The sequence below is a fragment of the Halorhodospira sp. 9621 genome, from assembly GCF_022228055.1.
GTDB classification, from domain to species: Bacteria; Pseudomonadota; Gammaproteobacteria; order Nitrococcales; family Halorhodospiraceae; genus Halorhodospira; species Halorhodospira halophila_A.
On record NZ_JAJNRD010000126.1, the window covers coordinates 1 to 355 of the forward strand.

The window sequence follows — 355 nt, forward strand, 5'->3', positions numbered from 1 at the left end:
GAGCGCGTCCGGGTCGAGCCAGACAAGCCGAAGGCGCTCTCGGACCTCTGGATCCCGAAGATCCTCCAGGCGGATTCGGTGTTGAGTGGGGCTTGGGTAAGGGACGTAGTTGCCGCCGCTGCGGGAGAACTCCGAGTAGCACTCAATGACCTGCCCTACATCGACCACCAGGATAAACGGTGGCCGACCTTCCCACGCGGGCAGCGCACGAACGTAGCCCTGGGCCTGTTCAAATGCCCGCTTGAGCGCCTTGTCCCAGCCGGTGGTGTTCTCTCCAGCCCTGATCTTCTTCGATTCCAGAACGAAGCAGCCACGCCGGTAGAGATCCGCCCTCCGGTTGTGGACGGAACCATCC

General features: G+C 62.8%; 1 protein-coding gene. It reads right to left on the reverse strand.

The genetic code is table 11. The annotated features are described in order from the left end of the window. Positions 1-355: type IIL restriction-modification enzyme MmeI (locus tag LRF89_RS13410; RefSeq protein ID WP_338018534.1), on the reverse strand; the 355-nt coding region annotated here is incomplete at both ends.